Source organism: Neobacillus sp. NPDC093182 (genome assembly GCF_044754045.1).
Genome location: NZ_JBIVOI010000002.1, coordinates 334,146 through 359,865 on the forward strand (window position 1 = coordinate 334,146; position 25,720 = coordinate 359,865).

Genomic DNA, 25,720 nt, shown 5'->3' on the forward strand with positions numbered 1-25,720 from the left:
ATTCCTTGATTTTACACCCACCACATCTGTGAAACAGGCTCTTCAATCAAGATAGATTTCAAGTTGGATACTGCACGTGTGAACCCTTCTTCTATCGACATAATTGGGTCCTCATGTTCAATACTGACAACATAATCGTATCCATACGTACGAAGTGCACTCATCATGTCAGACCAATCTTTTAAACTATGTCCGCACCCAACTGACCGGAATGTCCAAGCCCGGGTTCTTACTTCCCCGTAGGGCTGCATATCCGTTAATCCATACATATTCACATTTTCTTGGTCAATGTATGTGTCTTTTGCATGGAAATGGTGAATCGCGTTTTCTTTAGCCAAAATTTTGATTGCAGCCACTGGGTCAATTCCCTGCCACCATAAATGGCTTGGGTCTAAGTTGGCACCAATCGCATCACACGTTTGCTCACGAAGTTTTAAAAGTGTGTAAGGTGTGTGGACTAAAAAGCCTCCATGAAGCTCCAGCCCAATTTTCACATTGTGCTCCTTCGCATACTGCCCGACTTCTTTCCAGTATGGGATTAATTTTTCTTCCCATTGCCATTTCAGCACATCACCATATTCATTCGGCCATGGTGTGACCGGCCAATTAGGATATTTAGCTCCCTCATGGTCACCTGCGGTACCAGAAAAACAGTTAACAACCGGTACGCCAAGAAGTGAAGCAAGCTTAATGGTTTTTAAAAGAGTTTCGTGAGAGTTTTTCGCAAATGCTTCTTCAGGAGAAATCGGATTTCCATGACAGCTAAATGCACTTATGATTAGATTACGTTCCTCGACTTTTTGAATGAATTGCTTTCGGGCTTTTTCACTCTCTAATAAACCGTCTAAGTCACAATGACTGTTCCCTGGGTAACAGCCTGTGCCGATTTCAACTGCATGAAGGCCAGCTTTTTTAACTGTATCGAGCATTTCCTCAAAAGACTTTTCCGCAAATAGGACGGTAAAAACCCCTAGTTTCATAAATGATTTCCCCCACTCTCATATATTCGATCAATAATTTGTGAAACCTGAAGTGCCTCTTCTGGCTTGACTACTAACTCTTCCCTGCCTAGACAAGTATGAATAAAATTCCTAGCCTGAGAGAGACCTGGTTCTTCCTCACCCGGAATCCAAGCAGCTTGACTATTTAATAGCATTCCATTCTTTGCGGTATAAAGTTCAAATGGAAAAACACTTAAGCCTCCGTCAACTCCGGAAATGCTAAGGTGCTCGGCGTCATCCTTTATATTGGCGGCCCATGATGTTTCAAACAACATCGACGCGCCGCTTTCAAATTGAATATAGGCTGTTACATGATCATCGACATTAAAGGTTTCATGGTTAAACGAACCCCATTGATTCACTTGGTTAGGAATTTTACTTAACGTGTTATAGGCGGTCCCTGTCACCGTTCGATGTTTTGGATTTCCGATCAGCCAAAGCGCTAAGTCTAGCAGATGACATCCGTAATCAATCAAACTGCCGCCGCCTTGCAGGTCTTTGTTTGTAAAAACCCCCCATCCAGGAACTTTACGGCGTCGTAATGCCTGAACCCGTACCACAAGTGGCTTACCTACTTCCTGCATTGCTTTTTTGGCAGCTTGTGCTTCCTTCATAAAACGGTAATGATAGGCAATCGCGAGAACTTTATCTGCTTTCTTAGAAGCCGCGACCATTAGTTCGCATTCCTCCGCAGTTAACGCCATCGGTTTCTCACATAATACATGTACTCCTGCCTCAAAAGCAGCAATTGTGATTTCTGCGTGAAATTTATTTGGAGTGCAAATACAAACCGCATCAACCTCCAGAAAAAGCTCATGATAATCTTCAAAAACATGAGGAATGTTATATTTTTCAGCAGTTTCCCTTGCTCGGTCTATGTTAACATCACTAAGTGCCGTAATTTCACAAATGTCATTCAACTGTAGAAAAGCGGGGATATGACGGCCTTGCGCAATACCCCCAACCCCGATAATTCCGATACGTAGTTTTTTCACTGTTCGCTCACTCTTACAATTTGTTTTGTTTGATTAGACTCAAGTGCTGCCAAAATGACTTCTAGTGATTTCTTCCCTTCTTCTCCTGGTACCGGTGGTTCCTGGTCATGAAGAATAGATTCCACAAATTTCTGAATCACACGTGAATTATTTTGTCCGCCCTCATCGTTTGACTGTATTTTTCCAAGTTGGTAATTCACTACATCTCCGTTAGCGTATTGAACCACTAATGAATTAACTGGGTCGTCTTCAAGACGAAGAATTGCTTTTTCTCCATAAATAATAGTAGAGTTATCTTCCTTGCTTACGTAAGCCCAGCTGGCCGCAAGGGTACCGATAATACCACTTTCGGTTTTAAGTACACATACCGCATTATCATCAACGTCAGCAAAATCTTTTGCACTTGTTTCAACAAAAGAACCCACTTCTATAATTTCTTCACCCAAAATATAGCGAAGTAAGTCAGCCTTATGAACGCCTAAATCACCCATTGCCCCAACAAATGCTTTTTCCTTTTGGAAAAACCAGCCCTCTTTCCCTTCTACACTCCAGCCTTCTGGCCCCCCATGGCCGAATGCCGTCCGGAAACTATAAATCTTTCCGATTTCACCACTTTGGATTAACGTGCGGGCTTTTTCGTGAGAAGGAACAAAACGCTGATTATGGCCAATCATTAACTTCTTGCCGCTTTCTTTTGCCGCAGCAATCATCGCTTCAGCTTCATCCTTGGATGTTGCCATTGGTTTTTCACATAATACGTGAATTCCAGCTTTTAAGGCCGCGATCGAAATTGGCGCATGTAGATAGTTGGGAGTACAAACGCTGACTGCATCCACTGAACCGCTGCTTAATAACTCTTCATAGTTCGTATAATCTTTTACATTATATTTTTCCGCTACGGCTGACGCACGTTCTTCATTGATATCACAAACCGCGATAATCTCAACATTTTTATTTGATTTATATTCAGGTAAATGACGGTGCTGGGCAATGCTGCCACAGCCAATTACAGCTACTCTTAATTTTTCCATGTTTACTTCCCTCCAATTACTTCAAGTGGTTTCGCATTCCCATAGACTGGACGTTCGCGCTTTACCGGCTCTGCCCATTTTACTGCATTGCTAATGACACGTTGAATGTCTTTGTTGTGGTAAGTAGGATATGTTTCATGACCTGGACGGAAGTAGAATACTTTCCCGTTCCCGCGTTTGTATGTACACCCGCTGCGAAACACTTCTCCTCCTTCAAACCAGCTTGTAAAGATCAGTTCATCTGGCTGCGGGATATCAAAATGCTCCCCATACATTTCTTCTTTTTCTAATTCAATATACTCGGAGATACCCTCTACAATCGGGTGGCTTGGGCTTACGACCCAAAGCCGCTCTTTCTCGTCTGCTTCCCGCCATTTTAAATCACAGCTTGTTCCCATTAAGGTTTTAAAGATTTTTGAGAAATGCCCGGAGTGAAGAACAATCAGTCCCATGCCATCGAGGACACGCTGTTGAACCTTTTGTACAATTTCATCCTTTACTTCACCATGTGCTAAATGCCCCCACCAAACTAATACATCTGTATTGGCTAGAACTTCATCCGTTAAGCCATGCTCATGTTCGTCTAGAGTAGCTGTCTTTACTTCATGACCGTTTTCCTTTAAAAATTCTGCTATTGTACCGTGAATCCCGTTAGGGTATATATCTCTTACTACTGGATTTTTTTGTTCATGACGGTTTTCATTCCATACAGTTACTTTAACCATAATAACCAACTCCATATCAGTTTACTTTATCTATTATTTTAAATGATAAGACAATTAATGAAACGGCTTACATTGACATATAGGGTGTAAAATATTGAACTCGATAACTTAATTAATCTTCATTGATTTTAAATAATTTATGCTGATTTCTATGCTTTCAAAGGGTGAACGGCGGCAAACATCCTGCTCGACCACCCACCACTCGACTCCGTTGTCCCTTCCTGTATGCAGCACGGCTTCAATATCTACCCCGCCTGTTCCAAGCTCAGCAAAAAATTGTTCATCATCTGTCGTCATGTCTTTCAAATGAACAAGCGGTGTTCGATTTTTGTATCGATTTATCCACTCAACAGGATTTTCACCCGCCTTTGTCAGCCAATAAACATCCAGCTCTGCCTTTACATTGATAGAGTGTGTTTTATCGAAAATGGCTTCGAGTATCGTTTGGCCATTGGACAAACGCTCCAGTTCAAAATCATGGTTATGGTAACAAAGGGAAATGCCTTCACTGCGGCACGTTTCACCAGCTTGATCTAAAAATGCAATAAGTGCTTTGTAATCCTCTATGCTGCGACGATCTGGAAGTAAGTACGGGCAGACCACATAGTTACATCCTAATATTTTCTGATCTTCAATAACTTGATACAGATTATTTTCCAATTCTTCCAGCGGCACATGACTGGATGCCGCTCGCAGACCAAACTCATCCAATAGTACTCTTACTTCTTTTGCAGTCATTCCGCCATACCCGGCCAATTCAACCCCATCAAAGCAAAGCTCAGCTACTTTTTTTAACGTTCCAGAAAAGTCTTGGGCACTTTCTTCCCGCAATGTAAACATTTGTACAGCTATTGGAATTTTTTTCATCCTTAACCCCCATTTCTTAAAACATTACTTATTTGATTACATCTTAAAGCGTGTATCTGCAAATAAATATAGATGATATAATTGAAACATGTACTATTTTGCTATTTTATAAAAAAAGAGGAATGTTTATGACAACGAACATATTTTTTTGCGGCTATTCGTATCACACAAACGGATATCATTCGCAGTATAAATCTGGATACCCCTCTTATCTTTTCCGCCTGCAGACAGAAGGACTTTGTGAAGTAGTAGTGAAGGGTAGAAAAATGGAGCTCGAGAAAGGGGACCTCCTGCTCATAAAACCAGGGGATCACTATGAACTACTAGTACATGCGGGCCAAAACAGCGGCGACTATCACTTAGTATGCGAAGGTGCATGGGTGGACGAATGGTGGAACCGTTCCGAAAAGCCGGATGTCGCCAGAATCAATTTGGACGATAAGCTGCTGGTTCTATGGCGCCATATCATGATTGAAAAACGCCGTCCAGCCTCCAGCCAAAACGAAGAGCTCACAAGCTATTTGCTGCGAGCTCTCTGTTTAACTCTAGAACGGACAATCAGCGAAACGGTTCCCTCTTTCAATCGCCCCTATACAGTAACACGGATGATGCGTTATATAGAAGAACATGCTACAACCGAATTTAAAGTCGAGGATGTTGCGCGGCACGCTGGACTCAGCGTCTCAAGGTCCGTTCATTTATTTAAAAGCAGCACCGGGAAAACAATGATGGAATACGCACAGGAAATTCGCTTGTCCGCAGCCATAGAGCGGATGAAATATACGAACATGACACTTGAGCTGATTGCGGAAACTTGCGGCTTTGGTACCTATCCTTATTTTCACAGGGTCTTTAAAAAGAAATACGGCGTAGCTCCTGGGACGTACAGACGACAGGAATAAAGATCTTCATTTCCGCTATCTTATCTAAGTTTTGGTTCCATGAACCCTTCATGTGACCAATTTGATTTGCCCTTATGATGAATCTAACACCTTTTGGTTACGATAGCCGTCCATGAAATACAAAATGACAATAAAGTCGGCAAAAAATATGTTGAGCCAAATCTTCAAATATTAGAACATCATCTCCAAACTGGCAATCGTTTAAGTTTAATTAATAAGTACTACCACTTCCTTACAAGCTTATTAAATAAAAATGAATTAAGTCACCAAATATTGTGTAGTTTTAGACTGGATTTAATATCTTTTGTCGACCTTTTGTAAAAAACGAGTGTAAGGTCCTAAAATTAAGTCAAAACATAAAAAGCCTTCCGAATAAGTCGGAAAGCCTTGAATGTTACCTTATGAACATCAGCCTTCATGTTTGTTTTCCTGCATATTAGCTCGATTATAAAATCTTTGAATATGCATGGAAATATACATTAATTCTGCATCTGGGTATTTTATATGATATTTCCCTTCAACAAATTGACCAACTTCTTGTGCACAGGAAAATGCATCTTTAAAATTTTCCTTGATCATCGAAGCCATTTTTGGATCATAGTCATGGTTCGTCTCGTTTGATAATAAACTTTTAAGTGAAAAACGTAAATGGGTAATTAATCGTTCATATGACATGGTATCTTCGACAATATTTATATTTAAACAACTTTCAATGATTCTCGTAATTTCTTGAATAGTCGTTGTAATATCAATCGTTTCCTGCATATCGCCTGCATTCATCCTCGCAGTATGCATATGCATCGCAATATTTCCTACTTCATCTTCAGGAATTTCTACTCCTAATTTCTTTTTTATTAACTCCTTTGCCCAAAGTCCTATTTGAAACTCTTTTACATAAAGAATTTTAATTTGATCAAGCAGCACATTTTTAATGGAAATACCGTTTGTTAATCGTTCAATTGCAAAAGATAGGTGATCACAAAAAGCAACATGAGTATGCTCGGTTATTGTGACGCACAATTCCTTTTCTGCATAAGTGATGATCTCTTCTGCTGCCTGAATATGTTTTTCTGGTAAAAATTGTAATATTTCTTCAAATTTTTTATGCTCATTTGGATCCTTCACGACAAAAACTTTATCAATTTTATCTTGATTCACCGGATCATTCTTTCTTTTCTGGAATCCTATTCCTTCTCCCATCACAATCTTTTCTCCGTCTGCATCTTTCACTACAACCGCACTATTATTTAAGATTTTTTTAATTCTCATATCTATCACCTTCCTCTTTTGCACTCACATTAGCTGTGATTTTAATCTTGCACTACCTTATTCGTTTTCTTCTTTCTTCCAAAGAATAAAAGTAGCTATGAACGCGGTAATGACAGAGATACCAAGACCAATAAGGTAATGGATTAAATTTGAAATCCCTAATGGAGCCACAATAGCGATCATTGGAATTCCTGTTAAGCCAAAGGAGTTTGCCACAACATGTGTAAGAACCACATAAGCTCCTCCAAAAGCACCACCTATTGCTGCACCTATAAATGGTTTAACAAGTTTTATATTAATCCCAAAAATAACTGGTTCAATAATACCTAAAAATGCTGAAAAAGCGGAAGGGATCGCAATTTTTTTGATTCGCTCGTCCCTTGTTTTAAAAAATACCGCTAAACCCGCTCCACCTTGAGCAATATTGGCCATTGACCAAATCGGTAATAAAAAATTCTCACCTATCTCTGGATTTGCGAGTAATTCCATTTCGACTGCATGTAAAGTATGATGTAACCCAGTTATCACAATAAGAGAATATAAGCCGCCAAATAAAAACCCGGCTATTACTCCAGCTTTATAGAAAAGCTCAAATGTATTTGTCATCATGTCACCGATAAATAATGAGATCGGCCCTATAATTAAAAGGGAGATAAAACCAATAAATATAATGACTAAAAACGGAATAAGGAACAAATCTAATGAACTTGGTACCATTTTCCTTAAGCGCAATTCGAGCTTGCTCATCATAAAGACAGAAATTAATATCGGTATTACTGTTCCCTGATACCCTATTAAAGGAATATCACTCCCTATAACCTCGATATATTCCGGTACTCTATACCCAAGCGCAGAAGGATTTAACAGGGAAGGGTGAGTTAAAATTCCGCCTATCACCGCACCCAGGAATTGATTGCCTCCAAATTCCTTAGCAGCACTAAAACCAATCAAAATTGGCAAAATAATAAAGGCGGCGCTTGAAAAGATATCCAACATTTTCATTAAGGAACTTTCCGGTGGTGCCCACTGAAACACCTTGATCATTCCTATAAGTCCCATTAATAAACCACTTGCAACAATAGCCGGAATAATAGGAACAAAAATATTAGACAAAGTCCTAGCAAATTTAATAAAAGGATTCCTTTTTACCTTTGACAGTTCAATATTGGACGTATTCGAAACAGGGGCTGGCTTTGTTTCAAGAATTGCCCTGTATATCTTATTGACAACACCAGGGGCCAAAATAATTTGGAAAAGTCCCATTCGAGAAAAGGTCCCATGTACACCATTCATTTCATCGATTGCAGCTTTATTAACCTTGCTCTCATCTTGAAGCTCAAAACGTAATCGGGTCGTACAATGGGTCATCTTTTTAATATTTTCTTTGCCGCCTATTAACGGTAATAATTCTTGAGCTATATCTTGAGGTTCTTTCGGTTTGTCTTGTATGTTCATCTTCCACCTTGAATTTATTAACTAATAGGAGATTGATCCAGTTTCGCTTATTGTTGTACCTTGATTGTTAGGTAAATAATGACAAATACCTTAACAATGTACAGTGGCGCTCAGTTATAAACTGAACGCCTCTCCCGTATCCTAATCGATTATTTAAAAACCCCTTGCTTCTTCTCATGAACAATCTTTGTTTCATCACGTGTTATCGATATTTTTAAGGAAGGCGCCAGCATTCCGCCAAAATGTTCCCTTTGATACTCTGGTGATTGTTCGCCAATTTCATAAATATCTTTACCGTCAACATTAACATAATTTACAAAACTAATGACAGTGCCATTCGGCATAACCATCCAAGAATACGCTTGATACGGATTTTCCGTTGGATTAGCAATGACTAGTCCACTTTTATTCAACGGTCTATAGCCTCCAAAGAGTGAGTCTGAAGTAAATCCATATAATCCTTCCGGCGCATGAAGGCCAGATGCGAATTTCTCAGCATGAGTTTTTGTAAAAAGATAATAGTTGTTTCCTTTTACGATTACACTTGGCCGTTCAAGTTCGTCATTAACATAATTTGCTTCTAGTAAAGGCGGCAGCAATTCAAATTTAGCCAAACCTTCATCAGATGCTTTTGCGATACCGATGCTGCCATTAAAAGCTTTTGAACTTTCAGGGCTGACATGGTTCCGGCGAAATTCTTCTGAACCAATATATTCATGTTTATATGGACGGTCTTCAAGCTTTCCTGCAGAGTTTGCTTCAAATAAAAGATATTCTTCCCCAGTCTTCGGATCCTGGAAAAAATACGGGTCGCGGAACGCATAAGAAGATTCCTCGTGTCCTGTTTGTTCCTTTGATTGATAGTATTCACCATCTGGTTCCAGAATAATTTCATGTTCTGACCAATTTGTAAATGTCACATTGTTATTTGTTGTCCGAATATCTGCAGTTGCAGAGGCAATCCGCTGATCATAGCTCAGTTGAGTTTCATTGTTTTGTCCTGCAGCCGTGTAAAAAATTTGCAGCTTCCCATTTCGATTAACGATAGAAGAACCAGCCCATTGTCTGGAGCCCAATGCTTCTCCATCTTTAAAAACTGGGCCGCCCGGCACCCAGCTTTTTCCATCCTTCGAGTAGAAATAGTGTATTTCTGCTGTATCATGGCGTTTTCCAGGAAGTACATCTTTTGGAACGGATAAGGCGAAAATAATTTTATAGCCGTTAACAACAGCTGGATGACCATTTAAATCCTGTAAATGCCATGTATCCCAAATATAAGAGTCTGAAGAAATCTCAACAAGCTCGTCTTTATTAATTTCCGGTGCTGTATTTTGTTCATTTATTGTAAGATTACTAACATTCTCTCGTGACCAGTTGAATGGATCTGCATGTTCTTGAGCAGAAGCGCTTGAGCTGACACTTAGTATAAAAATAGTAAAAAGTATAATAGCTGCTATAATAGATTTGCTCTTTTTGATTTTGTTCCCTTTCATCCCCTAAATACCTTCCTTGTCTTAACGATATTTATAGAAAGATCAGCCAATATTTTAAACATCGACTGACCTTTCTCATTATTCTAAAATCATTTCCTTATTGTTTAATCCAGCCAGAGCTTAACTCTTTTGCTATTTTTGTCGTGTCACCTTTGATTGACAGCTGGATCGTTGGAGCCAACGTGCCTCCAAAATGGCTAAATTGGAATTCTGGTGATTGGTTGCCAACATCACCAATTGACATACCGCCTAAATCTCCAAAATGAGCAAACCCGACCACATTTAAATTCGGAAGGACAAGCCATGAATACGCTTGGTATGGATTTTCAGGAGGATTGGCCAAAACCAACCCACTTTCATTCAGCGGCTCATAACCACCGATCAATGTATCAGAAACAAATCCATACAACCCTTCAGGTCCTTGCAGCCCTTCAGCATATTTATTGATATGGCTGTCAGTAAATAGATAATATTTTTTATCCTTTACAACAATATGCGGGCGTTCCAATTCTTCATTTACATAATTTGCTTCCAAAAGTGGAGGCAGCATTTTAAGATTGGAAGGATCACCATCAACTACCTCTGCAATACCAATGTTTGCATTTGTATGAACGGCTCCAGCAGGTACAGGGTGATTGCCGGCATACTCGGAACTTCCTGCATATTCTTGTTTAAATGTGCGCTCGCCTACAGTACCCCCTGAATTTCCTTCAAATAAAATATATTCCTTATTCGTTTTTGGGTCTTTAAACCACATCGGATCACGGAAAGCATAACCGCCGCCTTCACCCTTCTGAGCCTGTTCTTTCGTCTGATAATATTTACCGTCCGGCTCTAAAATGATCTTGTGTTTGCCCCAATTTTCAAAATGAACTCCATTATGATCTGCAATAATATCACCTGTCGCCGCGGCAAGGCGCTGCTCAAATGTCAAGCGCTCCTCACCTCTATGCCCAGTTGCCGTATAGAATGCGTGAATTTTTCCATTATCCATCATGGCAGATCCAGCCCATTCACGAGAACCTAATGAAGCTCCTTCTGGGAAAAGTGTCCCGCCAAGAGTCCAATCTTTACCGTTTTTTGAGTAAAAATAGCGGATTGTTGCGATATCATGTACTTTACCCGGCAGCACATCATTTGGAGCGGATAGTGCAAACATCACTTTCCAGCCTTTCACGTTAGCGATATTTCCATCGCGATCAGTCAACGGCCATGTGTCCCAAATATGATAACCTGGTGCTAATTTCTCCAGCTTACTTATATCTGTATAAGGTAAGGTATTGTCTTGATTAAGTTCAATTTTTGACACCTGTTCTCGTGTCCAATTTGTCGTTTGCTCTGTGTTTTCTGCTTTTACGGTTAGTCCAGAAAAAGTCGAGGCAACAACACACGCTGCTAAAACGATTGCAGATACGGCTTTCTTATTATTGAGAATCATCCTGGTTTCTCCTCCTCCTATTTAATTTAACGATTTGCCCCAAATGGTTTAATTTCACCATGTTTACCTTCATGTGTAATTTCAGATGTAGCTCCATCCAGTTTCACTTTTAAAGTTGGTGCGAAGGTACCTCCAAATTTCACATTACCGTTCTCATCCTTCGGCTCGTTAATAAAGCTGATAACCTGTTGGTCTGGAAGGACCATCCAAGAATAGGCTTGATAAGGGTTTACCTTCGGATTCGCAATCACAAGACCACTTTCGTTCATTGGTTTATAATCGCCGAACAACCCTTTACCAACAAAACCATAGACACCATCAGGACCCGTTAAGCCTGGTGCATAAGTAAATGTATGGCTGATGGTAAATAGATAATAATTATCTCCATTTACTACAACATGTGGACGTTCAAGCTGGTGATTTGTTCCAACGGACTCAAGCAATGGAGGCAGAAGCTTCAATTTGGTTACATCCTCATCAAGTACTTCTGCGATTCCGATATTACCGTTATACAATTCGGCTCCTTCAGGAACTGAATGGGTTTTGCGGTATTCTTCATCACCGATATTTTCAGGTTTGATAAAATCTCTGTTGCTTCCAGCTTGTCCTTCGAAGATAATATACTCTTTTCCTGTGTTCGGATCCTGTAAGAAGAATGGATCACGGAAAGCCGTAATGATAGGACTATTTGCTTGTTCGATTGTTTCATAATGTTTGCCGTCTGCTTCAAGAATGATTTGATGTTTCCCTTCATTCGTCAGATGGACACCGTTTTTATCAGCACTGATGTCAAAGGTAGTTTTAGCAAGACGCTGTACGGCTCTTTTATCCCAGCCATTGTAATCCCAATTATCTCTATCACCAGTTGCTGTATAGAATAAATGCACTTTACCATTCTCATCTATCATAGATGTACCAGCCCATTGCATATAACCTAAGGCTTTATCATAGTCATAAGGGATCCCTGCGTAAGTCCAATCTTTACCGTTTTTAGAGTAGAACATTCCAATTCTTGCTTCCGTATGGCGTTCACCCCAACCTAGAGAACGCGGTGCTACCAATGCAAAAGCAACTCGGTAGCCATTAACAGTCGCCAGTGAACCGTCTCTATTCTGAAGCGGCCAAGTATCCCATACCCATTGATCAGGTGCTACAAGATCAAATTCAAGATCAATTTTTGGCGCTGTTGTTTTGTCTGTCAGCGTTACTTTTTCAGCTTGCTGACGTGACCAGATTGATGTGTAATCTGAACTGATATCCTCTGCAAATGCTGGTGTTGCGGCTAGGCAATTGGCAGCAACAAGTGCGGTCAAAACTAGCTTTTTCAATTTTGATTTGTTACGAGTTTTCATTTCCATTTCCTTAAATCCTCCATTTTCTGCGGGGACATGGTGTCTGTTTAGAATTTTCAAACTTTTCAAACTAGTTAAATTCCTTTTCCAAGCAACAAAAAAAGACCTAAAATGTTTAAGGGGATATCTACCAAAAGGTACACTTCGCCCTTAACACACTTTAGGTCTTGCCTGCTATCCAGTCACAATCCCACATAATTTTGTTTATAGGGAAGAGTATATGCTGTTCGACAGTTTATATCAATAGGACAAAATACTCTTAATACAAAAAAAGAATTTATAGTTAAATTTTCACAAAAACAAATTTATGAGAGTTAAACCAATAGGTTAATCTTCCTCTCCTTTAATGGGTATACCTAAACTCCATACTCTCATCAAGCGTACAAACGGCTCCCCATCAATCCCATATACTTCGAGTCCTTTTGCTTGATCCAGTGTTGGAAATACTCGGGAAGAAATACTTTTTTCATTATTCACATATGCTTCAACAACGGATTTATCAATAAATAGTCTTATCCTTAAAATATGGTCTTCAACGTTCAGCTCACCGCCTTGGATACCCTTTTCAATATCGGGATTTTTGCTGGAACGACTGCGGTCAATATGAATGGTTTTCCTTTCAGTATTATAAAAAATAATGGTTTCTTCCTGACTATTTGTATCTTTTAATAGTTTTAAACCAGCCTCTTTCAGATTTGAAACATCTAATTCTAACTCGATTTCTATTTGGTCACTTTGGATTTTTTCAAGCTGTTTATTTGCTTCCTCCATTGAAACATTCTCAACGGATATTAGTTCTTCTCTTCGAAGTGACTGAACCTCTTCAATCGGACGAATACCAAGATCTAGTTTATGATTTAAATAGATTTCAAGCGGCAGTCCAGCTCCATGCGCCCACCCTGAGTGATATTTTTCACTTTCCGAACGCCTGTCTTGTAAAATACTTGTTACGATAGTACGGCCATTCCCATCTATAAAACCTTGTGCTCCTGTAAAATGTTCACCATAATCAAACATTTTAGGATCCTCGTGTTCAGGGATAAACTCCAACCGTTCTGGGTCCCAGGTCCCAATCCAATAAAACGTAAAGCGGGCAGCATCTGGACTAGGGGACATAAAATAAGGACTGATCATAAATACAAATTTTTGTTCACCAGTCTCCTTGTTTTTAATCGGTACTAAAAATGGAAGTTCCCATACATCGCCTGTACGTGGGTATTTCACTTTATCACCAATCATAAGTGGTTTTTCATACTTCCATTGTTCAAGATCTTCGGAACTATAGAGTAAAGCTGTTCCACCAGACTTTTCCACTCCTGACCCAACAAGCTGAAACCACTTTTCTCCATCTCTCCATACATATGGATCCCGAAATTGTCCAAACATCACCTTTCCCATTGGTGTATCGATATTTTCCTCTTGTATGGTTACAGGGTTAGGATTCATGTTCCAATGCTTTAAGTTGATATCCTTTGAATCTGCTGGACGCGCCATTCCAGTCATTTGGTTCGGTTTCATTTCGTCGTGTCCTGCTGTGTAAAATAACACGGGTACCCCATTTTCGTCATATGTTGCACTTCCAGACCACACGCCATCCCTGGCTGCTGTTCCCTCTGTTGGACTTAAAGCAATGGGACTATCTTCCCAATGAATCATGTCGTTACTTACAGCATGTCCCCAGTGAATCTGATGCCAAAAAGGACCGGCTGGATTAAACTGATAAAATAAATGATATTTTCCGTTATAGTAAATAGGTGCATGTGGTTCATTCATCCAATGCTGTGGAGCAGTAAAATGATAATTAGGGCGATAGCGGTCTCCTTTATAAACGGTTCGATCAAATGAAGTATCTGGTATCGGCAGTTTATTGTTCCATTTGTTTATAACCTCTTCATATTGCTGTTTAATAGCTTCATAGCTAAATGCTTTACTGTACAAAGAAACATTGTCCATTAATCCATTAAACATGTTAACTTGGAATACATCAGACACAGCAGCTGCCTGATTATGTTTTCCAACTAGTAACGGGAGATGAGCCGCTGGTGTAAACTCACTATTATTAGGCACTTCTTTTTCTTGTATGAGTTCACCGTTTAAATACAGTGAAATTTTATTTGCTTCTTTTTCAAATTGTGCAACAACATAAGACCACTTATCTTTCGGTAAAATTTTTCCTTCCGGTGACCAAATTTCATGCCATTCACCGTTTAGTGCAAGGTGAAATGTAATATAGCCATGCCGCCCCATTCCCACAATAAATCCTTGTTTTTTTTCTTTATCATGTTGATTTATAATAACCGAGGGTTGTCCATTGTCTCCCCATTCATAGGCTCGGGGTGCAACCCATGCCTCAACGGAAAACGATTCAGCTGGTTTATTAACCTCTTCCGAAGCAATTTCCAGCCAATTTGAATATCCATCAAATAATAATGCTTTCCCGCTAATGCCGTTTTTCCATTCAGGATTTGATTTTAATGCATAATGAATAGCAGACAACTTAGATTGAGCACGATCACGAGTGACTTTTCCAGCCCCTTCGTCAAAGCCCCATTGATGGAGAGAATCATTGCCGCTAAGTGCAAGGTCTAAAGTTCTATTATTCTGTTGAGTTGTATTGGTTGTTTCGATTCTAGATTTCTCTTGTTTTTCTATGAAAATCCCTGTAATCGTAATCAAGCATAATACGAAAACAAGTAACCCTATCCATATAAGCCTCTTCATTTTCATCTAAAAAACTCCCTTTCTAATAACGATGATTTAAAGGTAACAAGCAAATAAAAAGACCTAAAATGGCAAGGACTTATACCCAAAGGTACATGCTTTCCTCAACTCATTTTAGGTCTTGCCTGATAACCAGTCACAATCCTGCGATTTAGAATTTTACCTATCATTCTAGTTCATTTGATCATATCTATCAAGGGTAGGATTGAACCATTTCGTTTTTGATATAATCAGGATCACTAGCATCGTCCCCATTAGGTTCAGGCCAATAGCCAGGAACTGATTTCCCATATGCGGAACCCATTTCCCATACCTTCATTGACTTGACAATGGCATTGCCGCCGCTGCTCCATAATTCCAGACCCAGTGCATCAGAAAGAGTTGGATATACACGTGAGGTGATACATACTAAGGGGCCAATGGTCCTCACAATATATATTATTTTTAATTGTTAAAGATATGAATACACGAATACGTATAATTAAAATAAATTAAGGATTCGGATAAAAATGTTGTTCCTTATTGTCTTTGCACCGGTAACCATAAATAAAGACTCCGTTCCAAAAACGGAGTCTTTTATAATTTATTTTTAATCTTTCATTTCTGGAGATTTGACGGTAAGCCCTGTGCGGACGATGGAAACATGGGGATGTATGCTCACCTCGAGGTCGGGGAATTCCTCCATCCACTGTTTTTTATACTGTTCTTTCCATACTTTCGGATAGGTGCGGTAAAGAGCATTGCCAAAGCCAAATATATCGGAATGAAGCTGTTTTTGCCCCTTATCGAGGGCTAATTGGCATTTTTTCTTTACATCCTTTTCTAGCAATGTTTGAACATAGTGCAACTCTTTAGGGTTGCCTAAATCTAATTTCGAGCCATTTTCAAAGAGTTCAACTTCCGCATTAATATTCACGTTCATCTTTACCTTACGCTGCTCAAGAATCGGTTTCACCTTTGACTGTCCTCTCATAAGCTGAACACTGATTTTTCCCCCTCCCTTTTCCTTTGGTACCGACACCGTGATGTTAGCTTTTTCTATCTCATTACGAATCCATAGAACCCCTTTTGTATCCTGATCATTCATCCATCCTGCCAATTTATCTCCAAGAAAAACTGCCGTTCCAACGATGGCGGGAGACTGCTCGGAATTTTCCCCGCCGTTTTCTTCAGGCATAATGGCGACTTGAGCCCCAAGAGGAGAAATCCCTTCAGTTGTGAGCATATCGATAAAATCCTTAATTCTGATCCGAACTCCCACCCCCAGTTTCTGCTCTTCCCTAATAGTTTCTGAAGTGTATCGCTCGATAGAAGGAGTCAGTTTCAAAAGAGGTGCTGCTTCTCCCTTTGTAAACAATATAAAACTACGTATACGTGCTTCCCTTACTCTCGAAACGAAATCTAGAATCGGAAAAATACCATCCCTCGCTGCCCTTTCCCCAATGATTAGATTCCGGTTATGAGAAAAGAAAATACGACGAGGCAATTTTACTTGAAGTCTCTGGATGGCGTCCATCACCGATTCTCCTGTCTCTGAAATAAGAACGGTAGTTCCATCTCCGGATCCAGTACCACCGGCACCAACTGGTCCAAGCTGCTTTGGGATCGCTACCTGAACCGAGACACGGAATTTCCCGTTATTCATCTTATCGATGGCTGTAGCCATTACGATTGAAAGATCATTGACCTCTATTCTGCTCCAACAGCCAGTCAATAAGACTATTAAGATGCAGTTGATGATCAGGACTCCTCGTTTTCTCATTGCGTTTCCCTCCAAACCAAGACTCTTCTAGTTCCTTCGACGGGGCGGCCGTGGACGCATGAAATGATTCATCCGTTCTTGATTCTTTTTCCCGGTTTGATCGGAACGATTAATCATTCCCCACCATGGTGTACGAACATAAATATCTTTGAGACTCGTTAAATTCAAAGGTGCCACTGGTGACAAATAAGGGACACCGAAAGAGCGAAGCCGTGCCATATGGGTCAAAAGAATCAAAGTTGCCACTAAGATGCCATACAAACCCAATGTCGCTGCACAGATCATCATGGGAAATCGAAGTAAACGAATGGCAATCCCTTGACTGAAGGCAGGAAAAATAAAGGAAGATATACCGGTAATCGAAACAATAATGACCATCGATGCAGATACAATTCCGGCTTGCACGGCCGCCTGCCCAATCACAAGGGCTCCAACAATACTCACGGCCTGTCCAACGGGCCGCGGCAGACGAACCCCAGCTTCCCGCAAGCCCTCAAAGGATATTTCCATAATTAAGGCTTCGACAAAGGCTGGGAAGGGAACGGTTTCCCTCCCGGAAGAGACACTTAGTAATAAAGTAGTTGGAAGCATTTCTTGATGAAAGGCGGTTATCGCAATATAAAGAGAGGGCAAATGCAAGGCGCCTGCCAACATAAAAAAGCGAAGCCATCGGATTACCGTAGCAACCATAAAATGCTGATAGTAATCCTCACTCGATTGGAGCATTTCATAAAAAGAAACAGGTACAAGGAGAGCAAATGGCGTATTATCAACCAGAACCCCTATTTTCCCTTCCAATAAATAAGCCGCTACTTTATCCGGTCGTTCGGTATTGTTCACTTGGGGGAAAACAGAATAGGGGTTGTCCTGAATGAGTTCTTCGATATAATTACTTTCTAAAATGGCATCTATGTCAATTTTCCCTATCCTTTCCTTTACCTCTGCGACAAGAGCTTGCTCTGCAATTCCCTCTAGATAAGTAATGGCGATTTTCGTATTAGATAACCGTCCGACCGTCATCTCTTCCATTTTAAGCTGAGGGGTTTTTAATCTCCTGCGAATCAAACTGGTGTTGGTTCTAAGGTTCTCTGTAAATCCTTCTCTAGGACCTCGAATCACCGCTTCCGTCGAGGGTTCTTCAACCGATCTCATTTCCCATGCTTGGGCACTAATAAATAGGGCTTGTTTTACTCCCTCCACTAATAAAACCGTTCCCCCATTCAAAATATGATCCACGACTTCCTTCATCGTCTGTCCTATACTCACCTGTGAAACATAGATGACTTGATCCCGGAGAAAAGTCTCCATTTCTTTTAGAGGTATGGTGGTGGAATGAGATACCCTCTTCCCAAAATCCAATAAGGGTTTCATCACGTCTGAATCAATCATCTGGTTGTCCACCATGCCATCTAAAAAAATAAGCCCTCCTTTTTGTATTCCACCTAACTGAAATTCACGGAACACAATATCGGAAGATCGTTCAAAAATCATTTTCAACTGCTTTATTTCATCGTGAAAATGACCTTTAAGCTGGTTCGAATGTAAATCATCCGCCTGGTAAAATAATCGATGATCATCATTTTGATTCGATTTTAAGATTTTCTTTCCTATCCATCGCAGCATCTTCATCTCTTCACCCCTTTTTCTAAAAAATTTTTCTTATTTTAACCATTTATTAAATAAATTACTAAATTTTGTTTATGTTAATACTTGTTGGGATAATATAGAAAACTCGTGGACTGGCGAGCCCTAAAGGCGAAGACAGAGGCGTAGTTCGTCGAAAAGCACCCCTTTTCGACTGCGATGCTTATGCTTACAAGGTTTTCCTTAGTGCACTTATGCCTGATAGGAAAGTTATACTTTCCTATCAGCCCCAAAAAATGGGATAGGAGGTGGCGAAACGATGGAGAGAGTATCAACCGGCCAATTATTTATGCTTACCTTATTGTTTCAGATTGGTACTTCGGTGATATTTGGATTTGCATCTACAGCCGGGAGAGATGCTTGGCTGTCTACCTTACTATCTACTGTCATTGGGACATGTCTCATCTTAATGTATCTGATCTTAATGCGTCTTCAGCCGGGACTGACTCTGGTCGAATGGTTTCCTGCCCAATTTGGATTTTGGCTGGGAACCCCCATTGCTTGGTTTTATTGCCTTCATTTTTTATATAACGCGGGTCGTACACTGGGTGATATAAAGGATCTCATCCCAACGACCATTTTGCCTGGTACGCCTAATTGGGTCATACTTGGCATATTTATGATTGCCATCACATATGCGTTGTTTAGTGGAATTGAGGTTCTAGCCCGACTGGCAGAAATCATATTACCTGTCATTTTAGTGTTGTTTTTGATTGAGATCATCTTAATATATGCCTCTGATATGACCGATATCAAGCGATTGCAGCCGGTTTTGGGAGAAGGATGGGGGCGCGTTTGGAAGGCTGTATGGCCGGTCGGTATCCACCAATCATTTGGGGAGACCCTTGAGTTTGCGATGATCTGGACATTATGTGCACCTTCAAAACGTATAGTTAAAACGACTCTTTTCGCATCCATTGTATACGGAATTCTCCTTTCCAGTTTCGATGCACTGGCGGTTCTTGTCTTTGGCGAAGGCACTTTTTCAACGAGCAGGTACCCCTTATACCGATTAGTCAAGGTCATCTCTGTTGCGGATTTTCTTGAAAACCTGGATGCATTGGGGATTTTGTATTTTATGGGAACCGCTTTTTTTAAAGTGACAATACAAGTGTATGGAGCCATTCGGGGAATACAGCAATTGTTGTATCTTCGTAACAGCAGGGTACTCGTTTTTCCTATTGCGACCGCTGTCCTCTTTTTAGGATTAACCATGTCCAATAGCACATCAGAACATTGGTTTTCGACAAGATACCTTGGGCAACCTGGATTAATCATTTATCTGATCATTCCTGGTCTGCTATTGATCATGGTACTCATTCGCAGGAAAATATCGAACATTAAACTAGAGAAAAGCAGTTAATGGGATGAATAGGGGTTGAAATTTGAAAATGGAAAAATTTCTTTGGCCGTGGGAGTCCGAAGTAATTATTAATTATCCTTGGTTATTGTATGCATTCCTTTTTTCACTGTCTATTATTTTCTCCTTCATAACATGGATAAGAAAGAAAAGTAGATAAACCCAAGCAATATATATAAAGCAAGAATTAAGTGTGTGGAGTTTTCCCCGTTTTCCAGCACTTCGTGAAATTTGTGGTAATAAAAGAGCACCAAAAGTCTAAAGTTTTGAGTTAGGTAAGTTCAAAAAAAAAGAGATTGATGAACTACTGGTAAATGCAGGCCAAAGCAGCGGCAACTATCACTTAGTATGCGAAGGTGCATGGGTGGACGAATGGTGGAACCGTTCCGAAAAGCCAGATGTCGCCAGAATCGATATGGATGATAAGCTGCTGGTTCTATTGCGCCATATCATGATTGAAAAACGCCGTCCAGCCCCCAGCCAAAACGAAGAGCTCACAAGCTATTTGCTGCGAGCTCTCTGCTTAACTTTAGAACGGGCTATTAATGAAACAGTGCCTTCTTTCAACGTTCCCTATACTGTGACAAGGATGCTGCGATACATAGAAGAACATGCTACAACTCCATTTAAAGTCGAGGATGTGGCTAGGCATGCTGGTCTTAGCGTCTCCCGTTCCGTTCATCTTTTCAAGAGCAGCGTTGGAAAAACGATAATTGAATATGCCCTTGAAATCCGTTTATCCGTTGCAATTGAGAGAATGAAATACACATCCTTGACACTAGAGCAAATTGCCAAGGAGTGCGGCTTCGGCAGCTATCCTTATTTTCATAGAGTATTTCATAAGAGGTATGGAGTAGCTCCAGGTGTATACAGACGTCTGGAACACTAGAAAAAAAAGGGATGAAAGCTTTCCCTCTTTTAGTGATAGTTTGTCCTATTTTCTTGGATCTACGTAATCAGGATAATCGGTAATAATGCCATCTACGTTCATTTCTAAAAGGAAGTCAGCTGCCTCTTGGCTGCGAACCGTCCAGGATTGAATTTTCATTCCAAGTGCGTGCACTTGATCAACCAATTCTTTTGATACGATTCCGTAGCTTGGGTTAAAGTAATCCGCATACGTTGCAAATTCTTTCAAAGCTTGTTCTGTTGTGTGTGCTCTATTGGATGTAAGGACACCAATCGGCACCTTTGGAAGCAAGTTGTTTGTTATTTTCATAGATTCAAAATTAAATGATTGAATAATAATCTTTTCATTTTGTGGTTTATCGAGGTTTCGCTCTATTAATTTCTGTGCAACCTGTGCCTCAATTCCAGGATAAAGCTCAGGTGCTTTTAATTCTATTAAAATACCAACTTTTCCATGGTAACGGTCAAGAATTTCATCGAAGGTTGGAATTTTTTCTCCCTTGAATTCTTCACCCTTCCAGCTACCAGCATCAAGGCTTCTCATTTGTTCAAAGGTTAAATCCTTCACACTTCCTGTCCCATCTGTTGTTCTGTCAACCGTTGTATCATGAATGATGACCAATTCCCCATCCTTGCTTCTTTGGACATCAATTTCAATATAATCAGCTTTCATTTCGACGCCTTTATCAAAAGCCGCTATCGTATTTTCCGGTGCATAACCCGTTGCACCACGGTGAGCAACATTATCCACTTTTCGTAACTCCCCAGTTGTTTCTGCTGCAAAAGCCTGTTGAAAAGGACTAAATAATAAACTAAACGCCAGGCCAGCTCCAATCACAAATGATTTTTTCATTTTTCTCCATCTCCCTTTTTTATGGCTGTTACTACAATTAAAATTGTAAGGGAGAATTGTTTAGTACATATGTAGTTACCATTTAGACTTGATTAAAGTCATGTAAATAAACATAGTGAAATATTCATAGATTAATTTACAAAAAATCCGTTCTTTTTCCCATTGAAAAAAGCAGAGAAATGTTGCCATCTCTGCTTATCACTGTTTCACATATTCTGCACGATATTCATTTGGAGTAATTCCCACGACTTTTTTAAATACCTTTCGAAAATACTTGTCATCCTGATAGCCAATCATATTAGCAATTTCATAAATTTTTAACTGACTATTCTTCAATAAGGATTTTGCCTTATCCATTCTGATTCTTACAATGTAATCGGAAATGTTCTCGTTAAATTCCTGTTTAAATTTCCTGGAGATATATTCTCTGCTGATATAAAAATGATCTGAAATCTCCTGTAATTTCACATCCCGATCAAAATTTTCCTGGAGGTACTTTTCAATATCCGTGATGATATAATTACTTTTTTGCATTGTGCGTTTCTTTACCTTTTTCAAAAAGATGGTAATTTCACGCTTTTTTCTCTTTTTAAACTCATCTAGACTAAACGTGCCGTTTGAATCGAAAAATAAATCAATTCGCTCTTCAATATCTTCTGGTGTCTTAAATAAAATATTGTAATGCTTAAACCATTTATTGCTAATGACCATATATTCATTTTCTAAATTTATCACCTGTCTTACAGATAAATATTTCTTTTCTGTAATGTCCTTTTCGATTCGATCCATTAATTCTTCAAAAGCTCCAATTTCTCCCGTTTGGATAGCCATTTCTATATCTGATGAATATACAATCAAACTCTTTAACGATGGAACTGTCTCTATTTCCGACATAGAGACTCTTACTTCACTATCAGTCAATATATTTCTATTTAATAAAACTTTTCTGGCATGGTGATAAGAATCTATCAACTTGGAACTACTTTTTACCGTTTTCCCGGCCGCAATTGGACAAGAGATATCTAACATATTTTTTAGTGTCCTATAGATATCGACTAAAATCTCTTCTACTAACTCGAACTTGTCCCAAAAAATCAGTACAATTTCACCCTTTTTAGATAAGTAACGAAAACCAATTCCACACCCATGTTCCTTAATAATCTCATTAATAATATTCAAAACTGTAAAGTACGTTAAATCTCGATCTCCTTGAAAAGCCGCGATTGTTTTTCCATTCACTCGCACAAGAGCGGCTATATAATCTCGGGACTGCTTTAACCAGCCGAATTCTTCGAATAAATCTTTTTGTAAATAATCGCTATTCACTAGCTGAGTTAGTTTCCGATCCCGGTAAACAGGAGTCATTTCATTAATCAGCTGTGAGCTAGTTTCTTTTCTCTGTCTGTCACCCTCTTCTTTCTTCCATTCATTTACCGCTTTTTCCAATGTTTGATTTAAAATTTCCGGTTCGATAGGCTTTAAGAGATAGTCTGAACTGCCGAAATGGATCGCTTTTCTCATATAATGATAGTCATCGTAACCTGTCACCACAATCGTCTTACTGTTTGGATGATTTTCTTTAATCCACTCTAAAAGTTGCGTTCCATCCATTTTTGGCATTTTCATATCAGAAAAAATTATCTCTGGACGGATGGTTTGGATAAGCTGAATAGCTTCTTCACCGTTTCCTGCCTCATATATTTCGCGAATTCCATTTTTCTCCCAATCAGCTAGTATCTTAATTCCTTCTCGCACATGTTTTTCATCATCAACGATTAACGCCTTCATGAATGTTCCACCTCTTTCGGCATGACCTTTGGGATTTGGATGGTAACCGTAAAACCACCTTCTTCATTCCGGTTAACTGATAGGTTTGCCTGATTATGATAATAAATCTGCAATCGGTCATAAATATTTTTTAACCCTATGGCTTCTCTTTGCGTGTCTGCTTTTGAAATGCCATGAAACAGCTCCAGGCGAATTTTTTCAAGGTGATCATCGCTAGGACCAATTCCATTATCCTTTATATTGATTAAGACCATATTGTCATTCTCAAGGAATGCTTCAATTTGAATCCGTGCTTTTTCTATGTGCTGATCAAAGCCATGCTTAAAACAATTCTCCACAACCGGCTGTAAAATCATTTTTGGTACGGATATCGCTTTGACTTCTTCTTTGATATTCAGTTCAAATTCAAACTGCTCTTCAAACCGCTGTTTTTGCAATAATAAGTATGATTTCACATGATTCAACTCGGATGTAAATGGAACTATATCATCCTTCATATTCATACTGTATCTCATAATCGTTGATAATGATGTCAGTAATGAATACACTGGAACCGCATTTAATTTTAGTGCCAATGTACCAATAGACTGAAAGGCGTTATAAAGGAAATGCGGATTAATTTGTGATTGTAGTACTCGGAGCTGTGATGCTTTATTTTCTATCTCCAATTTATATTCACTCTCAATCAACTCATCTATTTTAGCAATCATTAGTTTAAAATGTCTTCCTAACATGCCAATTTCATCGGTACCTAATGATTCGAAATCAGCCTTGAATTCACCTTTCTCGACTTTTTTCATATTGCCGATTAACACTTTTATAGGGGCTGTAAGCTTAAAGGAAACAAACATTGTCCCTAGTAAAGCAAATACAAGTGTAGCCAATCCAATCAAAATGTTAATGATGGCCGTTTCTCTAGCACCTTTATAAAGGACATCATAAGGGATCCGTTTCACGATTGACCATTCCTTAAACGAATCTGTAAACTTTTCATGGACGATGACACCCGAAAACTGCTCATCCTTCCACTCAAGACTTTTCCCTCCTTCCGGTTCCCTCTTCACTTGCTCAAACCACTTTTCTTTATTTTCCTTTCCAATCTCATTTTCATTGGAAGAGTAAATAATCATTCCCTTTTCATTCATAATATAAAGATCTTCGACGTCTTTCGTATATAATCGTTCGGAAATTGCACTAATTCTAGAAAGATTAATATCTATCGATAAAAAGCCTAAAACATCCGCTAACGGGACATCCCGAATTACATTATGGAAGCTTAATACATTCACCTTCTGCGAATTAGGAATAACGGAAATATTGTTATAGCTATATATCTCGTGCGGAGGTTCAATAAGGGAATAGCCATCTATGGCTGTTAACCGCCCATAGTAGGGGTGTGAAAATATATTCTCATACTTTGCCCTTCCGCTGATTCTAGAATGATAGTTGGTGAATGATTCCTTTTCTTCATGAATGTAGAGGTGCATTTGTTCAATTTCTGGGCGTGTATTAAATAAATATGCAAGCACTCTGCGCACTTCTTCTTGATTAACAGCCAAGTTGGAAGAGACCCCATTTCGCATTACATTCATAAAAGGGGTATATCGATAAGGGACCGATGACATTTGGGCAACATCGTTCAAATAAACCGTGAGCTCTTCTTTACCTTTTAAAATCAAATCATGATTCGTTGAAACAGATTGTTCATTAAGTGACTTGGTCGTATAAAAATAAGTAACGGTGATCGCTGTCCCAAAAGGGAGAACGGTTACAAGCATTAAAAAGATAATAAGCTTTTTTCGAATACCCCATCGCATATAATCTTGGTTAGTCTTGTTTTATTCAAAGGCTCTTTTCTTACACTTTGTTGCTATTGAAAACAAATTTAAGATTGTGGCTAAAGATTACAGAAAAAAACACCTAAATAAGAAAAGAGCCAGCAAACTAAATTCAAAAGCGCAAAATAACTATTTCCACGTTAAAATCGGCTTTAAGATTTTAACAACAATATTTACGAATACAGCCTTATCGAAAACTAACCTGTCCTCCCTTGCAGCATTTTTAGAACATTGTAGCACAACTTTAAGCAGCCTTTAATAGTTCATTATTTTGACTGTTCAATATTTTCCACCCTAGTGGTCAATGTAAGCCGTTT

General features: G+C 39.4%; 20 protein-coding genes. 3 read left to right on the plus strand and 17 right to left on the minus strand.

Annotated features, from left to right (window positions below):
- Positions 1–11: 11 nt before the first annotated feature.
- From ACIQAA_RS06275 to ACIQAA_RS06295, 5 genes are all read right to left on the minus strand, one after another.
- Positions 12–980, minus strand: coding sequence for a sugar phosphate isomerase/epimerase family protein (locus ACIQAA_RS06275; RefSeq protein ID WP_402616445.1), 969 nt, complete (start codon positions 978–980; stop codon positions 12–14).
- The gene (locus tag ACIQAA_RS06280; protein ID WP_402616448.1) at positions 977–1,996 is read right to left on the minus strand and encodes a Gfo/Idh/MocA family protein; all 1,020 of its coding nucleotides are present in this window, start codon (positions 1,994–1,996) and stop codon (positions 977–979) included. Before ACIQAA_RS06280 ends, ACIQAA_RS06275 begins: the two co-directional genes overlap by 4 nt.
- Positions 1,993–3,027, minus strand: a complete 1,035-nt coding sequence (locus ACIQAA_RS06285; protein ID WP_402616451.1) for a Gfo/Idh/MocA family protein — start codon at positions 3,025–3,027, stop codon at positions 1,993–1,995. The genes ACIQAA_RS06280 and ACIQAA_RS06285 overlap by 4 nt, the downstream gene beginning before the upstream one ends.
- A 2-nt stretch (positions 3,028–3,029) precedes the next feature.
- Positions 3,030–3,752: a ThuA domain-containing protein gene (locus ACIQAA_RS06290; protein ID WP_402616454.1), complete on the minus strand. Its 723-nt coding sequence runs from the start codon at positions 3,750–3,752 to the stop codon at positions 3,030–3,032.
- A gap of 108 nt (positions 3,753–3,860) precedes the next feature.
- On the minus strand, positions 3,861–4,619 hold the full coding sequence (locus tag ACIQAA_RS06295) for a sugar phosphate isomerase/epimerase family protein (protein WP_402616457.1): 759 nt from the start codon (positions 4,617–4,619) through the stop codon (positions 3,861–3,863).
- Between the two features lie 128 nt (positions 4,620–4,747).
- On the opposite strand from ACIQAA_RS06295, the gene ACIQAA_RS06300 reads away from it, so the two are divergent.
- Positions 4,748–5,521, plus strand: coding sequence for a helix-turn-helix domain-containing protein (locus ACIQAA_RS06300; RefSeq protein WP_402616460.1), 774 nt, complete (start codon positions 4,748–4,750; stop codon positions 5,519–5,521).
- A 408-nt stretch (positions 5,522–5,929) separates the two neighbouring features.
- On the opposite strand, the gene ACIQAA_RS06305 is transcribed toward ACIQAA_RS06300, so the two are convergent.
- The 9 genes from ACIQAA_RS06305 to ACIQAA_RS06345 all read right to left on the minus strand — a co-directional run bounded on the left by ACIQAA_RS06305 (position 5,930) and on the right by ACIQAA_RS06345 (position 18,640).
- Entirely contained in the window at positions 5,930–6,790 is an 861-nt protein-coding gene (locus ACIQAA_RS06305) for a PRD domain-containing protein (RefSeq protein ID WP_402616463.1), read from the minus strand.
- Between the two features lie 57 nt (positions 6,791–6,847).
- Positions 6,848–8,245 carry a sucrose-specific PTS transporter subunit IIBC gene (locus ACIQAA_RS06310; RefSeq protein WP_402616465.1) on the minus strand — a complete coding sequence of 466 codons (1,398 nt, stop codon included), beginning with the start codon at positions 8,243–8,245 and terminating at the stop codon, positions 6,848–6,850.
- A 149-nt stretch (positions 8,246–8,394) separates the two neighbouring features.
- Positions 8,395–9,738, minus strand: coding sequence for a glycoside hydrolase family 68 protein (locus tag ACIQAA_RS06315; protein ID WP_402616468.1), 1,344 nt, complete (start codon positions 9,736–9,738; stop codon positions 8,395–8,397).
- A gap of 97 nt (positions 9,739–9,835) precedes the next feature.
- Positions 9,836–11,176: a glycoside hydrolase family 68 protein gene (locus ACIQAA_RS06320; RefSeq protein ID WP_402616471.1), complete on the minus strand. Its 1,341-nt coding sequence runs from the start codon at positions 11,174–11,176 to the stop codon at positions 9,836–9,838.
- Positions 11,177–11,202: 26 nt separating this feature from the next.
- Positions 11,203–12,534, minus strand: a complete 1,332-nt coding sequence (locus ACIQAA_RS06325) for a glycoside hydrolase family 68 protein (RefSeq protein ID WP_402616474.1) — start codon at positions 12,532–12,534, stop codon at positions 11,203–11,205.
- Positions 12,535–12,855: 321 nt separating this feature from the next.
- Positions 12,856–15,255 carry a GH32 C-terminal domain-containing protein gene (locus ACIQAA_RS06330; protein ID WP_402616477.1) on the minus strand — a complete coding sequence of 800 codons (2,400 nt, stop codon included), beginning with the start codon at positions 15,253–15,255 and terminating at the stop codon, positions 12,856–12,858.
- Positions 15,256–15,442: 187 nt separating this feature from the next.
- Positions 15,443–15,679 (minus strand): GH32 C-terminal domain-containing protein, encoded by a 237-nt coding sequence (locus tag ACIQAA_RS06335; protein WP_402616480.1) that lies wholly within the window; start codon positions 15,677–15,679, stop codon positions 15,443–15,445.
- Positions 15,680–15,838: 159 nt separating this feature from the next.
- A complete protein-coding gene (locus ACIQAA_RS06340; protein WP_402616483.1) occupies positions 15,839–17,011 on the minus strand; it encodes a Ger(x)C family spore germination protein in 1,173 nt (390 codons plus the stop codon).
- A 27-nt stretch (positions 17,012–17,038) separates the two neighbouring features.
- Positions 17,039–18,640 (minus strand): spore germination protein, encoded by a 1,602-nt coding sequence (locus ACIQAA_RS06345; RefSeq protein ID WP_402616486.1) that lies wholly within the window; start codon positions 18,638–18,640, stop codon positions 17,039–17,041.
- Between the two features lie 274 nt (positions 18,641–18,914).
- On the opposite strand from ACIQAA_RS06345, the gene ACIQAA_RS06350 reads away from it, so the two are divergent.
- Both ACIQAA_RS06350 and ACIQAA_RS06355 read left to right on the plus strand, forming a co-directional pair.
- Positions 18,915–20,018 carry a GerAB/ArcD/ProY family transporter gene (locus tag ACIQAA_RS06350; protein WP_402616489.1) on the plus strand — a complete coding sequence of 368 codons (1,104 nt, stop codon included), beginning with the start codon at positions 18,915–18,917 and terminating at the stop codon, positions 20,016–20,018.
- Between the two features lie 361 nt (positions 20,019–20,379).
- The gene (locus ACIQAA_RS06355) at positions 20,380–20,904 is read left to right on the plus strand and encodes an AraC family transcriptional regulator (RefSeq protein WP_402616492.1); all 525 of its coding nucleotides are present in this window, start codon (positions 20,380–20,382) and stop codon (positions 20,902–20,904) included.
- 45 nt (positions 20,905–20,949) lie between these two features.
- On the opposite strand, the gene ACIQAA_RS06360 is transcribed toward ACIQAA_RS06355, so the two are convergent.
- The 3 genes from ACIQAA_RS06360 to ACIQAA_RS06370 form a co-directional block, all read right to left on the minus strand.
- Positions 20,950–21,777 (minus strand): glycerophosphodiester phosphodiesterase, encoded by an 828-nt coding sequence (locus ACIQAA_RS06360; protein ID WP_402616496.1) that lies wholly within the window; start codon positions 21,775–21,777, stop codon positions 20,950–20,952.
- A 198-nt stretch (positions 21,778–21,975) separates the two neighbouring features.
- On the minus strand, positions 21,976–23,565 hold the full coding sequence (locus tag ACIQAA_RS06365) for a response regulator transcription factor (protein WP_402616499.1): 1,590 nt from the start codon (positions 23,563–23,565) through the stop codon (positions 21,976–21,978).
- Positions 23,562–25,382: a sensor histidine kinase gene (locus ACIQAA_RS06370; protein ID WP_402616502.1), complete on the minus strand. Its 1,821-nt coding sequence runs from the start codon at positions 25,380–25,382 to the stop codon at positions 23,562–23,564. Before ACIQAA_RS06370 ends, ACIQAA_RS06365 begins: the two co-directional genes overlap by 4 nt.
- Between the last annotated feature and the right edge of the window lie 338 nt (positions 25,383–25,720).

Bases quoted from the DNA above. Each gene is read 5' to 3' on its own strand.
- ACIQAA_RS06275 (WP_402616445.1), bottom strand. From the start codon at position 980: ATGAAACTAGGGGTTTTTACCGTCCTATTTGCGGAAAAGTCTTTTGAG.
- ACIQAA_RS06285 (WP_402616451.1), bottom strand. From the start codon at position 3,027: ATGGAAAAATTAAGAGTAGCTGTAATTGGCTGTGGCAGCATTGCCCAG.
- ACIQAA_RS06290 (WP_402616454.1), bottom strand. From the start codon at position 3,752: ATGGTTAAAGTAACTGTATGGAATGAAAACCGTCATGAACAAAAAAAT.
- ACIQAA_RS06295 (WP_402616457.1), bottom strand. From the start codon at position 4,619: ATGAAAAAAATTCCAATAGCTGTACAAATGTTTACATTGCGGGAAGAA.
- ACIQAA_RS06300 (WP_402616460.1), top strand. From the start codon at position 4,748: ATGACAACGAACATATTTTTTTGCGGCTATTCGTATCACACAAACGGA.
- ACIQAA_RS06305 (WP_402616463.1), bottom strand. From the start codon at position 6,790: ATGAGAATTAAAAAAATCTTAAATAATAGTGCGGTTGTAGTGAAAGAT.
- ACIQAA_RS06310 (WP_402616465.1), bottom strand. From the start codon at position 8,245: ATGAACATACAAGACAAACCGAAAGAACCTCAAGATATAGCTCAAGAA.
- ACIQAA_RS06315 (WP_402616468.1), bottom strand. From the start codon at position 9,738: ATGAAAGGGAACAAAATCAAAAAGAGCAAATCTATTATAGCAGCTATT.
- ACIQAA_RS06320 (WP_402616471.1), bottom strand. From the start codon at position 11,176: ATGATTCTCAATAATAAGAAAGCCGTATCTGCAATCGTTTTAGCAGCG.
- ACIQAA_RS06325 (WP_402616474.1), bottom strand. From the start codon at position 12,534: ATGGAAATGAAAACTCGTAACAAATCAAAATTGAAAAAGCTAGTTTTG.
- ACIQAA_RS06330 (WP_402616477.1), bottom strand. From the start codon at position 15,255: ATGAAAATGAAGAGGCTTATATGGATAGGGTTACTTGTTTTCGTATTA.
- ACIQAA_RS06340 (WP_402616483.1), bottom strand. From the start codon at position 17,011: ATGAGAAAACGAGGAGTCCTGATCATCAACTGCATCTTAATAGTCTTA.
- ACIQAA_RS06345 (WP_402616486.1), bottom strand. From the start codon at position 18,640: ATGAAGATGCTGCGATGGATAGGAAAGAAAATCTTAAAATCGAATCAA.
- ACIQAA_RS06350 (WP_402616489.1), top strand. From the start codon at position 18,915: ATGGAGAGAGTATCAACCGGCCAATTATTTATGCTTACCTTATTGTTT.
- ACIQAA_RS06360 (WP_402616496.1), bottom strand. From the start codon at position 21,777: ATGAAAAAATCATTTGTGATTGGAGCTGGCCTGGCGTTTAGTTTATTA.
- ACIQAA_RS06365 (WP_402616499.1), bottom strand. From the start codon at position 23,565: ATGAAGGCGTTAATCGTTGATGATGAAAAACATGTGCGAGAAGGAATT.
- ACIQAA_RS06370 (WP_402616502.1), bottom strand. From the start codon at position 25,382: ATGCGATGGGGTATTCGAAAAAAGCTTATTATCTTTTTAATGCTTGTA.